This is a genomic window from Pseudomonas sp. R1-7 (assembly GCF_051132105.1).
Taxonomy (GTDB): domain Bacteria; phylum Pseudomonadota; class Gammaproteobacteria; order Pseudomonadales; family Pseudomonadaceae; genus Aquipseudomonas.
In genome coordinates this window covers 3,187,226-3,201,464 of the sequence record NZ_CP071661.1, presented here as the reverse complement: position 1 = coordinate 3,201,464, position 14,239 = coordinate 3,187,226, and the positions used below count along the sequence as shown (strand labels likewise).

The following is a 14,239-nucleotide window of genomic DNA, read 5'->3' as shown; positions in this document are numbered from 1 at the left end:
GAACAGGGGCGAGGGGACAATCCATCTCGCCACACGCGCCGCGGCCGGGTTTATCCCTGGGGTAGACGACTCAGCCTTTCCAACCCCCCGCATTTACCAGATTCTTCGGTCGCTCACCCGCCAATGCGGCCAACAGGTTCTCCACGGCACAACGCGCCATCGCCTCCCGGGTCTCATGGGTCGCCGAGCCGATGTGCGGCGTCGCCACCACGTTGTCCATCTGCAACAGCGGCGAATCCGCATCGAGGGGCTCGCGCTCGAAAACGTCCAGCCCGGCGCCACGGATCTGTCCGCTGCGCAGGGCCTCTATCAGCGCGGTTTCGTCGACGACCTTGCCCCGGGCGATATTGATGAAGATGCTTTCGGGGCGCATCTGCGCAAATGCCCTTGCATTGATGAGGCCTTCGGTCTCAGCGGTCAAGGGCAAGGTCAGGCAGATGAAATCCGCTTGTTGCAGCAGCGTATCGAGGTCGCAGTAGCGCGCGTTGAAACGTTGCTCGACAGCGGGTTTCGGCGAGTGGCTGTGGTAGAGCACCGGCATGCCGAAACCGAAGTGGCCGCGTTGGGCCAAGGCTTCGCCGATGCGGCCCATGCCGACGATGCCCAAGGTCTTGCCATGGACGTCGCTACCGAAATGTCGCGGGCCGATGCTTTGTTGCCAACCGCCTGCGCGAACGAGGTTGGCCAGTTCCACCACGCGCCGGGCGGTTGCCAGGATCAAGGCGAAGCCGGTGTCGGCGGTGGTTTCGGTCAGCACATTCGGCGTGTTGGTGAGTAGGATGCGGCGTTGGGTCAGGTAGTCGATATCGTAATTGTCGACGCCCACCGAGACGCTGGCGATCGCTTCCAAGTTAGGCGCCAGGTCCAGCAGCGACGGATCCAGCTTGATGCTCGCGCCCAGTAGAGCATGGGCGCTGGGCAGAGCGTCGCGCAGTTGTCTCAGGCCCTGGGCGTCGAGACGTTCGATGAGGGTGACCTGGAACTGCGCTTGCAGGCGTTCCATCAGTTGCGCTGACAGTTTCTTGTACAACACCACATGCTTTTTCATAGGATTTTTCCGATTCGTTAACGGACAGGCGCCGGGTGGGGCGTCGCAGTCTTGGACACAACCCGGTCGCTGGCGCCGGGCTTGAGGGCGAGGGTCAACATCACCGACAACAGCAGCGCGCCGCTCATCAACAGGAAGGACATGCCGGTGGAGCCGGTAGAACCGTTGAGGTAACCCACCAGGTACGAGCCGCCGAACGATCCCAGGGCGCCCATGCTGTTGATCAGCGCCATGGCGCCGCCAGCCACGTTGGCCGGGAGGATTTCCGGGACGATGGCGAAAAACGGCCCGTAGGGCGCGTACATGCAGGCGCCCGCAATCACCAGCAAGGCGTAGGACCACCAGAAATGCTCAGCGCCGAGCAGGTAGGAGGCATAGAACGCGATAGAGGCAATCAGCAGCGGCGGCCAGACGAAACGCTTGCGTTTCTGCACCTTGTCCGACGCCCAGGACACGATCAGCATGGCGATCACGGCCGCCAGGTACGGCAGCGATGACAGCCAGCCGGCCTCGACCATGTTCATCTTCAGGCCCGCCTTGAGGATCGACGGCAACCACAGCACAAAACCGTAGACGCCGATGCTCCAGCAAAAGAACTGCAGCGCCAGGATGATCACCTTGGGCGAGCGGAAGGCCTCGGCATAGTTCTTCACGGCCTTGATGCCGACCTGCTCGGCTGCCAGCGCCGTTTCAAGGTCGTGTTTTTCCTGGTCGCTGAGCCACTTGGCCTGGGCTGGACGATCGTCGGCCAGGCGCCACCAGACAAAGGCCCAGAGCACCGCCGGCAGGCCCTCGATGATGAACATCCAGCGCCAGTCGAATTGCTCGACGAGGTACCCCGAGACCACCGACATCCACAGCATGGTGACCGGGTTGCCAAGGATCAGGAAGGTGTTGGCGCGCGAGCGTTCGGCCCGGGTGAACCAGTGGCAGAGGTAGACCAGCATCGCCGGCATCACGGCCGCTTCCACTACGCCGAGCATGAAGCGGATCACGATCAACCAATACGCGTTGGAGACCACGCCGGTGAGGGTCGCCAGCGAGCCCCAGAGGATCAGGCTGACGAATATCAGTTTCTTCACGCTGTGCTTCTGCGCGTAGATCGCCCCGGGCACCTGGAAGAAAAAGTAACCGAGGAAAAACAGCGCGCCGAGCAACGAGGACAGCCCCGGCGTGATCATCAAGTCTTCGGCCATGCCCGAGGCCGCGGCGAAGCCGTAGTTGGCCCGATCGAGGTAGGCGAGGCTGTAGGTGATGAAGACGATGGGCATGATGTACCACCAGCGGCGGCTGGCGAGGTTGATCGTTTGCATGTCTATGACTCCTGAGCTTGTTGTTTTTATGCAGCAGGTGTTTGCGGTTGCCTCATTGGCGAGCAGGCTCGCGAAGCGCGGATTCAAATTCAGCCGACAATTCAAGGCGCGTTGGCAGTCCTTCCATGTCCCCACGGTTCTGCACCGCGCGGCTGCCGATCCAGTTCGCGCGCCGTACCGCCTCGGTGACGTCGAGGCCTTCGAGCAATGCGCTGATCAGGCCCACGGCGAAGCCATCGCCAGCGCCCACGGTGTCCACCACTCGGGTCACCGGCACGCCGGCGACGAATCCCTGGTCCAGCGGCGTGCGGTAGTAAGCACCGTCCGGGCCGAGTTTGATCACCACGACCTCGGCGCCTTGGTCCAGGTAGAACGCCGCGATGTCGGCAGGGTCATCGAAGCCGGTCAGCAGTCGGCCTTCACTGAGGCCCGGCAAGACCCAGTGGGCGAGGGCGGCATGGCGGTTGATCTCGCGGATCATCATCGCTTCGCTGGCCCAAAGGCTCGGGCGCAGGTTGGGGTCGAACGACAGGCTGCGTCCGGCCTCGCGCATGCGGGTCATCAGTTCGAAGGACATCTTCCGTGCAGTGGTCGACAGCGCGGGCACGATGCCGGTGGCATGGAGATGATGAGCGGCGAGCAGCGCCGGGGCGATGGCGTCGATCGACAAGTGACTGGCCGCCGAACCACGACGGAAATATTCGACTTGCGGGTCGCTGCCGTCGTCGGTGCGGGACTTGAGCTGGAAGCCAGTGGGGTGCGCCGGGTCGACGGCCACGTGTCGGCAATCCAGTCCTTCCTTCTCCAGCGCCTGCACCACGAAGCGTCCCAGGGAGTCGGCGCCTACCCGACTGAGCCACGCCACTTGGAACCCCAGCCGCGACAAACCGATGGCCACATTGCTGTCGGCGCCGGCGATGCGTTTGTGAAACTGGTTGACGCCGGCCAGTTCGCCGGTTTCGTCGGCGACCAGCATGGCCATGGTTTCGCCGAACGACAGCACATCGAACTCAGGCATGGGCAATCTCCCGGCGCGATTGCCCGAGACGGGACAGAAGGGCAACGTGTTCGGCAGTCAATTGCAGCAGGTCATCGCCTTGTAGCGGGTACTCGGCGGCGCGCATCACGCCGACCGGCATGTGCTTGAGCAATTGTTCCCAAAGGTGCATGTCGGTCGCGGCTGGTGGCACGGCGACCAACTTGCCATCGGCGCGCCGGGCCACGGCCTTGCAATGCACATACGCCACATGCCTTCCGAGCTGGCGGGCGGCCGCAGTGGCTGATTGGTCCTGCCATTGCCAATTGCCGATGTCGAAAGTCATTGCGATGGGTAGACCGTGTGCTTCGACCGCAGCGAAGAAGCGTTGCAGGGGTTCGATCCGTCCGCCTTGCAAGGTCTGGTCGTTTTCCACCAGCAGTTGCACCGGGGTTGCCGCGAGGACGTCTGCCAGGGCCGATACGTTGTGGGAGTCGGTGAATTGGCCGAGGGAAACCTTCAACCACGCCGAGCCGAATGCCTCGCAACGTTGCAGGGTGGAGGTCAGGGCGGGATTGGGCCTGGGCTGGCCGGGGAGCCAGAGCTCCAGAGGTGAGGAGTAGATGCTTTCCAACCCCTGGGCCCGCGCGCCAGCGGCCAGTTCGGCGGGCTGTTCGGTGGTCAGCAACTCTTCGCGCCATTCGATGCGCGAGGCGCCGGCGGCGGCCAGCAAGTCGATGAAGCTGTCTTGTCCGCGCTGGCGTACGAGGTCGGCGCCGTAGCTGGAGAGACTGATGGAAACGGGTGGTTTGGTCATTGTTGTTGTACCTCTGAAACCGGTTTCAGTTTTGGTCAAAAAAAAGGTTGTGCTTCAGGTCCCTTTCGCGAGCAGGCCAGGCCAATTACCGCAAAACTCCACGCGTCGACCCACGCTCAATCAACCGCGCCGAAAAATCCAGGGTCTGCACCGGCCCGTTGTCGCCCCGCAAACGCTTGAGCAAGCATTCGAAGGCGCTGGCGCCGATTTCGGCGGTGGGCTGGGCGAGGGCAGTAATGCCGCTGCCCACCAAGGGGTACCAGTCCAGGTCGTCGAGGGCGATCAGGCCGATATCATTGAACAAGTGGCAACCCAAATCGCGAAGTACGCGGGTCGCCGCCAGCGCGGCGATGCCGTTGGCACAGAACAGCGCCTTGGGGCCACGGTCCGGCTGGGCGAGAAAGGTCTTGATGCGTGGGAGCAGCTGTTCGCAAGTTTCCACCACGGCGCCGGCCAGGGCAGGGCGTCGTTCGATGCCGGCCTTGAAACTCTCGACCCGCTCGATCCGCGAACTGGTGCCATCGAACGGCTCGGTCACCAGCAGCAAGTCGCGGTAGCCGCGCTGTTCGAGGTGATCGAGGGCCATCTCGATGGCCGCCGGATTGTCCAGTCCGACCAGATCGGTTTCGAGCCGATCGACCTTGCGATCCACCAGCACCATCGGCATCTCGCTGCGCAGCTCGAACAGTTCATCACGGTGATGCCCCAGCGTGTTCACGATCAGCCCTTCGATGTTGTAGGCACGCAGCAGCGCCAGGTGCTGGCGTTCCTGTTCGTCGTCACGGTCGGTGTTGCAGACCACCAGGCTGTAGCCATGGCGACGGCAGGCGGTTTCCACGCCATGCATCACGGCAATTGAATAAGGGTTGCGGATATCGGCCACCAGCATGCCGATCAGCCGCGTGCGCCCGCGCTTGAGGCCACGGGCCATCTGGTTCGGCCGGTAGCCCAGCTCGCTGATCGCCTGCTCGATGCGCCGGGCGATGGCCTCGGAGAGCAGGGCGCGGTCTTCGCCGATGAAACGCGAGACACTGGCCTTGGAGACCCCGGCGCGTTCAGCGACATCCAGCATGGTCACGCGGTTGCGCTGGGCGGCGGAGAAAGAATTCACGGATTGAAACCTGCTTATTGGATTTATTGAGGTTCTGAAACCGGTTTCAGGAAACACCAGGATTCATTCGTTCGTCAAGGGCGATGGTTCAGAGATACGACCGACGGTGGTTCGCTTCAGTCGGACAGCGGCGGCGATCCAGCAGGCCCTTGGCAGAACCGGGCCAATCGGGCGATTTGCAGCAGGCGACGGCGTGTGCTTAGCTGCCTGCCTTCTCCAGCCCTTGGACTACCGAAGCCACCATGAACTTTACCCAGCCTCGTTTGAGATTGCTGTCGATACTGAGTGTGGCCCTGTTGGTGGTGGGCTGCGCGTCCTACATCCTGTTTCGCCACAGCGGCGCGCCAGCCGATGAAGGCTTCGCCGCCGCGCAATTGAACGAAGGGGGTATGGAAGATATCGGCACGTTAGCACTGCCTGAGGTGGAGAAGCGCCTCAATTACCTGATTCAAGACACCGGTGAGACCCTCAGGTCCCTGGAGTTGCTCAGTGATGTCGAATTGAGCCTGACCGTCGAGACGACCGAACCAGCCGGCGAGCAGCCGTTGCAATACGAGCAGCTGTTTGTCCCGTTCACCAGCGCGCAGTTGAAAGCCGAATTGGCGTCGATCCAATACCTGCGGTTTGCCCAGAAGCTGTTCGCTGACGGTTCCGAAGTGCGGCTCGATACCGGTGCTCTTGATCCGCTCTGGAAGCGCGCCGCCATGCCGGATCAGGCGACGACCGAGCAGTACCTGCCGCAGCGCCTGCGTTTTCGCGATGGCAGCGAAAAAAACTTCGCCGACCTCAAGGCGCCGCCCACGGTTGAGTCCGATGAGATGGTTTCGTCCCATGACGCTTTCGCACTGCCGGTGAACAAGCCGCTGGCGAGTCTCGGCCTGACGGTCGCTTACCGCAGCTACCCGGGATTCAGGAAAGTGGTGCTGGACAAGGATCGCCCGAAAGTCACCCTGGACGACGGCCAGTCCTTCCAGCTAATGGCCCTGGGCGATGGCAGCGCCTCCGTGCGCTTGAGTACGTCGAAACTGGCGACCTTCGTGGTGCAGGGGCTGGACGGTGCGGGCAGGGCGCTCTACAGCAACGGAAACAGCTCCCGGGCGTTCCCTTCCGAGGGCGATATCGCGGCGTTGCATGACTTTTACCAAGCGCTGCTACAGACCAAGGACGATCTCAAGCAGCTCAAGACCGGCCAGGCGGTGCAGCAGCAGTTGGAGCGCTTGACCGAGGTGCTGGCCGCCCAGGTGGGGCCGTTGCAGAACACCGAGGTCGACTATCAGTTCGAGGCCACCCCGCAGCGTATCGTCATTCATGTGCTCGACCCGATGGAAGACAGCACCGTTGAGTTCACTCAGGTCGGCAACGTCCTTGCGCAACAAGCGCGGTACATCGCCCTGGATCGGAACGCCGAGCGCTATGGCTTCATCGACCACGCCGGTCAGTGGTTGATCAAGCCCCGTTGGGTGCAGGTGCAAGATACCCCGATGGCCGATACCTACACGTTTTTTTCCCCGGAGAAGTCCAGCGACCCTGAGTCCGAGTGGCAAGGGTTGCGCAGCCAGCTCGCCTATTTTTCCAACGGTAGCAACACGCTCATAGACCTGCCGTTCGAACACATCACCGAAAAGTTGCGTGATGGCCTGCTGCTGGTGGAGCGTGAGACCAACGGACCTTATGGGCTCTACGATGCGAGGAATCATCGCTTCGTCTTGCCGATGAAATTCGTCAACCCCACCGTGGCTGACAACCTGTTCATCGCCCGTATCGGCAACCGAACCGATCTCATGGAAGGCTTGTATGGCGCCTATACGCTGGACGGCAAGCAAATCCTGGCGACGCAGTTCTCCGGCATCGAGCACAGCGAAGGCTTGCTCTACGCCAGCTCCGCCGATCGTAGCCGACAGGACGTTTTCGACCTGCAAGGTAGACGCATCAACCTTCAGGGCTACAACGTGATCGGCCGGTTTGTGGGCCAGCAACCGCTGCTGGTGCAGGACGCTAAAAGCAAGAAATTCGTTTTTATCGATCGCCAGGGCGCGCGACTACCGATCAAGTTGCCTTATGACGAAGTGACGCCGTTTTCCAACGGCATGGCAGTGGTCGGGCGCGATGACAGCTACGGTGCCATCGATTTGGCGGGCCGGTTGCAAGTGCCCCTGGATTACCAGCAGATCAACGCGTTCCAGACCCGTTACGCGGCGGCCATCCGGGCGGGTGGGGGGACCTCGTTGGTCTTGATCAGTCAGGACAACAAGGTGATCAAGGACCTGGGGTCGTACACCAGTATGAAAGTGCCGGATAACGGCAATGAGGCCCGTTACTACGTGAGGGATCCGAGTAACAGTGACGAATACCTGGTGTATGACGCCGATGGCAGTCTCGTGAAGTAAGACGAATAACGGCTGGGTCACTGATCAAGTGGCGAGTGAGCAAGCTCCCTCGCCACAGGAGCGCGTTCGTCTCTGCAGCTTAGAGCTGGCTTACGTAGGTTCCCGTGCCCTTGAGGATGTTCTGCAAGGTCAACTCCACTTCGGCCACGTCCGTCACGTTGGGGTCGTAGGTAATCTCCAACACATCATCGCCATTGAGCACATCGGCATCCGCCGCGGCGATCTCGATCTTCAGCAGGGTCGGGCCGAGGGTGACCTTGACGCCGTCCAGCGTCGAGGGCTCGCCGTCCAGGGTGATCTCCAGCTCGTCTTCGTCCGGGTAGCGGGTCATCAGGAACATCTCGCCCTGCGCGCTATGGCAACAGAGCATGGCCATGTTGTCTTCTTCGTCATCGCATGGATTGGCAATCAGCAGGGCGGTGGTCATTTTCATGTGAGGGGTCCTGGCTCCGGTGAGCCTTGCGGGAGGCAAAGCGGAATTCTGCCAGCCCCGGCGAATTTCTGCTGGATTACCGCCACGGGGTGCCGTTTGGCCCCAAGGCTGCTAGGGTTGTTCGGTGCATGAGGGCTATAACGCTAGCCGATGACCGAATATGTCGCAGCGCTGCAAGCAGGCACGTTGTCGCACTCGTTAAGCTGCGCAACGGATGTGCACCTGCAAAGGGCATCGCGGAGTGTTTTTTGCAGGTGGTCATTCGTTTGAAATTACCTGGAAAAGGATGTGACCTGCGGGTCGCGTCCAGCTTCACCCACCTGTCATCCTGTTTCCTCTGCCCGAGAATCAGGAACGGGATGGCCGACGGCCCCGAAAGGGGCTGCACGCGACGCTTTCATCAATAACAAGCCCAAGCGGAGTACCACAGATGGCGTTCTTCACCGCAGCCAGCAAAGCCGACTTCCAGCATCAACTGCAAGCGGCACTGGCGCAGCACATCAGTGAACAGGCACTGCCACAAGTGGCGCTGTTCGCTGAACAATTCTTCGGCATCATTTCCCTCGATGAACTTACCCAGCGCCGGTTGTCCGACCTCGCCGGCTGCACCCTGTCCGCCTGGCGCCTGCTTGAGCGCTTTGACCACGCGCAACCGCAGGTGCGCGTCTACAACCCCGATTACGAACGCCACGGCTGGCAGTCGACCCACACCGCCGTCGAAGTGCTGCACCATGACTTGCCGTTCCTGGTGGATTCGGTCCGCACCGAGCTGAACCGTCGCGGCTACAGCATCCATACCCTGCAAACCACCGTCCTGAGCGTGCGTCGCGGCAGCAAGGGCGAGTTGCTGGAGATCCTGCCGAAGGGCACCCAGGGCGACGATGTGCTGCAAGAGTCGCTGATGTATCTGGAAATCGACCGCTGCGCCAACGCCGCCGAACTCAATGTCCTGAGCAAGGAACTTGAGCAAGTGCTGGGCGAAGTGCGCGTGGCCGTGGCCGATTTCGAGCCGATGAAGGCCAAGGTCCAGGAAATCCTCGCGAGCCTGGACAACAGCGCCTATGCCACCGACGCCGATGAAAAAGCCGAAATCAAGAGTTTCCTGGAATGGCTGGTGGGTAACCACTTCACGTTCCTGGGCTACGAAGAGTTCGTGGTCCGTGATGAAGCCGATGGCGGTCACATCGAGTACGACTCCGAGTCCTTCCTCGGCCTGACCAAGTTGCTGCGCGCCGGCCTGACCGCCGAAGACCTGCGCATCGAAGACTACGCCGTCAATTACCTGCGCGAACCGACTGTGTTGTCGTTCGCCAAGGCCGCGCATCCGAGCCGTGTCCACCGTCCGGCCTATCCGGATTATGTCTCGATCCGTCAAATCGACGCCGACGGCAACGTCATCAAGGAATGCCGTTTCATGGGCCTGTACACCTCTTCGGTGTATGGCGAGAGCGTGCGGGTCATCCCGTACATCCGTCGCAAGGTCGCGGAAATCGAACGTCGCTCCGGCTTCCAGGCCAAGGCGCACCTGGGCAAGGAACTGGCTCAGGTGGTCGAAGTGCTGCCTCGCGACGACTTGTTCCAGACTCCGGTGGACGAGCTGTTCAGCACCGTCATGTCCATCGTGCAGATTCAGGAACGCAACAAGATCCGCGTATTCCTGCGCAAAGACCCGTACGGCCGTTTCTGCTACTGCCTGGCCTACGTGCCGCGCGATATCTATTCCACCGAAGTGCGCCAGAAGATCCAGCAAGTGCTGATGGAGCGCCTGAAAGCGTCGGATTGCGAGTTCTGGACCTTCTTCTCCGAATCCGTACTGGCCCGCGTGCAATTGATCCTGCGGGTGGACCCGAAGAACCGCATCGACATCGACCCGCTGCTGCTGGAAAAAGAAGTCGTACAGGCTTGCCGCAGCTGGAAGGACGACTACGCCAGCCTGGTCATCGAGAGCTTCGGCGAAGCCCAGGGCACCAACGTGCTGTCGGACTTCCCGAAAGGCTTCCCGGCCGGCTACCGCGAGCGCTTTGCCGCGCACTCGGCCGTGGTCGATATGCAGCATCTGTTGAGCCTGAACGAAAAGAACCCGCTGGTGATGAGCTTCTACCAGCCGCTGGGCCAGGTGTCCGGCCAGCGCGAGCTCCATTGCAAGCTGTATCACGCCGACACGCCGCTGGCGCTGTCCGACGTGCTGCCGATCCTGGAAAACCTCGGCCTGCGCGTGCTGGGTGAATTCCCGTACCGTCTGCGCCACACCAATGGTCGCGAATTCTGGATTCATGACTTTGCCTTCACCGCCGCCGAAGGCCTGGACCTCGACATCCAGCAACTCAACGACACCTTGCAGGACGCGTTCGTCCACATCGTGCGCGGCGATGCCGAGAACGATGCGTTCAACCGCCTGGTGCTGACTGCCGGCCTGCCATGGCGCGACGTGGCGCTGCTGCGTGCCTACGCCCGTTACCTGAAGCAGATCCGCCTGGGCTTCGATCTCGGCTATATCGCCAGCACCCTGAACAACCACACCGACATCGCTCGCGAGTTGACCCGGTTGTTCAAGACCCGCTTCTACCTGGCGCGCAAGTTGACCGGCGACGATCTGGAAGACAAGCAACTGCGTCTGGAGCAGGCGATCCTGTCGGCCCTCGACGAGGTGCAGGTGCTCAACGAAGACCGCATCCTGCGTCGCTACCTTGACCTGATCAAGGCGACCCTGCGGACCAACTTCTACCAGACCGACGCCAACGGCCAGAACAAGTCCTACTTCAGCTTCAAGTTCAACCCGCACCTGATTCCGGAACTGCCGAAGCCGGTGCCGAAGTTCGAAATCTTCGTCTACTCGCCACGGGTCGAAGGCGTGCACCTGCGCTTCGGCAACGTTGCCCGTGGTGGCCTGCGCTGGTCCGACCGTGAAGAAGACTACCGCACCGAAGTGCTGGGCCTGGTAAAAGCCCAGCAAGTGAAGAACTCGGTGATCGTGCCGGTGGGCGCCAAGGGCGGTTTCCTGCCGCGTCGCCTGCCACTGGGCGGCAGCCGGGACGAGATCGCCGCCGAGGGCATCGCCTGCTACCGCATCTTCATCTCGGGCCTGTTGGACATCACCGACAACCTGAAGGACGGCGCGCTGGTACCGCCGGCCAATGTCGTGCGTCATGACGACGATGACCCGTACCTGGTGGTCGCGGCGGACAAGGGCACCGCGACCTTCTCCGACATCGCCAACGGCATCGCCATCGACTACGGCTTCTGGTTGGGCGATGCGTTCGCCTCCGGCGGTTCTGCCGGTTACGATCACAAGAAGATGGGCATCACCGCCAAGGGTGCGTGGGTTGGCGTTCAGCGTCACTTCCGCGAACGTGGCATCGACGTCCAGGAAGACAGCATCACCGTGGTGGGCGTCGGCGACATGGCCGGCGACGTGTTCGGCAACGGCTTGTTGATGTCCGACAAGCTGCAACTGGTCGCGGCCTTCAACCACTTGCACATCTTCATCGACCCGAACCCGGAGCCGGCCAGCAGCTTCGCCGAGCGCAAGCGCCTGTTCGACCTGCCGCGTTCAGCCTGGACGGACTACGACACCAGCATCATGTCCGAAGGCGGTGGTATCTTCTCGCGCAGCGCGAAGAGCATCGCGATTTCGCCGCAGATGAAAGAGCGCTTCGACATCAAGGCTGACAAGCTGACCCCGACCGAACTGCTGAACGCCTTGCTCAAGGCACCGGTGGACCTGTTGTGGAACGGCGGTATCGGTACTTACGTCAAGGCGAGCACCGAAAGCCATGCCGATGTCGGCGACAAGGCCAACGACGCGCTGCGCGTAAACGGCAACGAACTGCGCTGCAAAGTCGTGGGCGAGGGCGGCAACCTGGGCATGACCCAATTGGGTCGCGTCGAGTTCGGCCTCCATGGCGGCGGCTCCAACACCGACTTCATCGATAACGCTGGCGGTGTGGACTGCTCCGACCACGAAGTGAACATCAAGATCCTGCTCAACGAAGTGGTGCAGGCCGGCGACATGACCGACAAGCAGCGCAACCAGTTGCTGGCGAGCATGACCGACGAAGTCGGTGGCCTGGTGTTGGGCAACAACTACAAGCAGACCCAGGCCTTGTCCCTGGCGGCCCGTCGCGCCTTCGTGCGGATCGCCGAATACAAGCGCCTGATGAATGACCTGGAAGCCCGTGGCAAGCTGGACCGCGCCATCGAGTTCCTGCCGACCGAAGAACAGCTGGCCGAACGTGTCGCGGCGGGCCATGGCCTGACCCGTGCCGAACTGTCGGTGCTGATCTCCTACAGCAAGATCGACCTCAAGGAAGCGCTGCTCAACTCCCTGGTGCCGGACGACGATTACCTGACCCGCGACATGGAGACGGCTTTCCCGCCAACCCTGGTGAGCAAGTTCTCCGAAGCCATGCGTCGCCATCGCCTGAAACGCGAGATCGTCAGCACCCAGATCGCCAACGACCTGGTCAACCACATGGGCATTACCTTCGTCCAACGGTTGAAAGAGTCGACGGGCATGAGCCCGGCGAACGTGGCCGGTGCTTATGTGATCGTAAGAGATATCTTTCACCTTCCGCACTGGTTCCGCCAAATAGAAGCCTTGGACCACCAGGTTTCGGCCGACGTGCAACTGGAACTGATGGACGAGCTGATGCGCCTGGGCCGTCGCGCCACGCGCTGGTTCCTGCGTAGCCGCCGCAACGAGCAGAACGCTGCCCGTGACGTCGCTCACTTCGGTCCGCACCTGGCGGCGTTGGGCCTCAAGCTCGACGAATTGCTGGAAGGCCCGACGCGCGAAGGCTGGCAGACCCGCTACCAGGCCTACGTGGCCGCTGGCGTGCCGGAGCTGCTGGCGCGCATGGTTGCCGGCACCACGCACCTGTACACCTTGTTGCCAATCATCGAGGCTTCCGACGTTACTGGTCAGAACGCCGCTGATGTGGCCAAGGCTTACTTCGCCGTGGGCAGCGCCCTGGACATTACCTGGTACCTGCAACAGATCAGCGCACTGCCGGTGGAAAACAACTGGCAGGCCTTGGCCCGTGAAGCGTTCCGCGATGATATCGACTGGCAGCAACGGGCGATCACCATCTCGGTCCTGCAGGAAGGCGATGGTACCCAGGACGTGGAAACCCGCCTGGCGTTGTGGCTCGAGCAGCATCATGAAATGGTCGAGCGCTGGCGCGCCATGCTGGTGGACATCCGTGCCGCCAGCGGCACTGACTATGCCATGTACGCAGTCGCCAACCGCGAACTGCTGGACTTGGCGTTGAGTGGGCAGGCGGTCGTTACGGCCAACTGATCCGCCGTTGAATAAAAAAGCCCCGCATTGAGAGATGCGGGGTTTTTTTATAGGTAATGTTTCAGCCCATGAAGGCCAGAAAGCTCTTGTGGCGAGGGGATAAATCCCCTCGCCACAGAAAACCGCTATCAGACAGGGCTGCGTTCGCGCAGCTCCTGCAACCGATCAGCTCCGCCTTCAGCCACGCGATTCTGGATCAGGCGATCAGAGCCGCCTTCGGCTACGCGATTCTGGATCAGGCGATCAGAGCCGCCTTCGGCTACGCGATTCTGGATCAGGCGATCAGAGCCGCCTTCAGCCACACGATTCTGGATCAGGCGATCAGAGCCGCCTTCAGCCACACGATTCTGGATCAGGCGGTCAGAGCCGCCTTCAGCCACGCGATTCTGGATCAAACGATCGGAACCACCTTCAACCAGTTGATGTGCAGCCTGGTCATAAGACGACGATGCGCTTTGGGCCGCGGCGATGTTCGACAGCGTGGCGCCGCCAACCAAGGTCAGGGCGATTGCCAGGGACGAGAGTTTCGAGAAATTGAACATGGTGTTTCTCCTGCGCTTGATTGAGTGGGCCAGTGCAGCGGTGTGCTGCTGTCCGGTGTGTGCAGTTAAACGCGCAGGTGTATCGAGGGTGTGTGCCGCAAAGGCGCGAAATCAGCGGATTCGTATCAATGGGCTGCTCATATACACAGCGATACAAAACGCCTTCAAATAATTTCACATCGGGCCGGCAGTCCGCAGGTGCCGCTAAGCGGTGGCCGATAATCGCACGCAAGTTCGATCGGTTCGGGGCATCCCGTCGCGCAAGGTTATTGACCGAATTAACTGGGTAGTACATTTTAGCGGTCACCCAGCC

At 61.5% G+C, this 14,239-nt stretch carries 9 protein-coding genes; 2 read left to right on the top strand and 7 right to left on the bottom strand.

Annotation, left to right across the window (positions count from 1 at the left end; translation table 11 throughout):
* Window positions 1–70: 70 nt before the first annotated feature.
* The 5 genes from J3P79_RS14350 to J3P79_RS14330 form a co-directional block, all read right to left on the bottom strand.
* Window positions 71–1,048, bottom strand: coding sequence for a 2-hydroxyacid dehydrogenase (locus J3P79_RS14350; protein WP_434603472.1), 978 nt, complete (start codon window positions 1,046–1,048; stop codon window positions 71–73).
* Between the two features lie 17 nt (window positions 1,049–1,065).
* Window positions 1,066–2,361: an MFS transporter gene (locus tag J3P79_RS14345; protein WP_434603470.1), complete on the bottom strand. Its 1,296-nt coding sequence runs from the start codon at window positions 2,359–2,361 to the stop codon at window positions 1,066–1,068.
* 52 nt (window positions 2,362–2,413) lie between these two features.
* Window positions 2,414–3,379, bottom strand: coding sequence for a sugar kinase (locus tag J3P79_RS14340; protein WP_434603468.1), 966 nt, complete (start codon window positions 3,377–3,379; stop codon window positions 2,414–2,416).
* Window positions 3,372–4,154, bottom strand: coding sequence for a sugar phosphate isomerase/epimerase family protein (locus J3P79_RS14335; protein ID WP_434603466.1), 783 nt, complete (start codon window positions 4,152–4,154; stop codon window positions 3,372–3,374). Before J3P79_RS14335 ends, J3P79_RS14340 begins: the two co-directional genes overlap by 8 nt.
* Before the next feature lie 85 nt (window positions 4,155–4,239).
* Entirely contained in the window at window positions 4,240–5,265 is a 1,026-nt protein-coding gene (locus J3P79_RS14330) for a LacI family DNA-binding transcriptional regulator (RefSeq protein WP_434603464.1), read from the bottom strand.
* A 242-nt stretch (window positions 5,266–5,507) separates the two neighbouring features.
* Here J3P79_RS14330 and J3P79_RS14325 point away from each other — a divergent pair, with 242 nt between their 5' ends.
* Complete coding sequence (locus J3P79_RS14325; RefSeq protein ID WP_434603462.1) at window positions 5,508–7,652, top strand: WG repeat-containing protein; 2,145 nt, start codon at window positions 5,508–5,510, stop codon at window positions 7,650–7,652.
* Between the two features lie 79 nt (window positions 7,653–7,731).
* Here J3P79_RS14325 and J3P79_RS14320 read toward each other — a convergent pair whose 3' ends face one another.
* Window positions 7,732–8,085, bottom strand: a complete 354-nt coding sequence (locus J3P79_RS14320) for a hypothetical protein (protein ID WP_434603460.1) — start codon at window positions 8,083–8,085, stop codon at window positions 7,732–7,734.
* Between the two features lie 430 nt (window positions 8,086–8,515).
* Between J3P79_RS14320 and J3P79_RS14315 the strand changes: the two genes are divergently transcribed.
* Window positions 8,516–13,384 carry an NAD-glutamate dehydrogenase gene (locus J3P79_RS14315; RefSeq protein ID WP_434603458.1) on the top strand — a complete coding sequence of 1,623 codons (4,869 nt, stop codon included), beginning with the start codon at window positions 8,516–8,518 and terminating at the stop codon, window positions 13,382–13,384.
* Between the two features lie 128 nt (window positions 13,385–13,512).
* On the opposite strand, the gene J3P79_RS14310 is transcribed toward J3P79_RS14315, so the two are convergent.
* Window positions 13,513–13,926, bottom strand: coding sequence for a hypothetical protein (locus tag J3P79_RS14310; protein ID WP_434603456.1), 414 nt, complete (start codon window positions 13,924–13,926; stop codon window positions 13,513–13,515).
* Window positions 13,927–14,239: the final 313 nt, after the last annotated feature.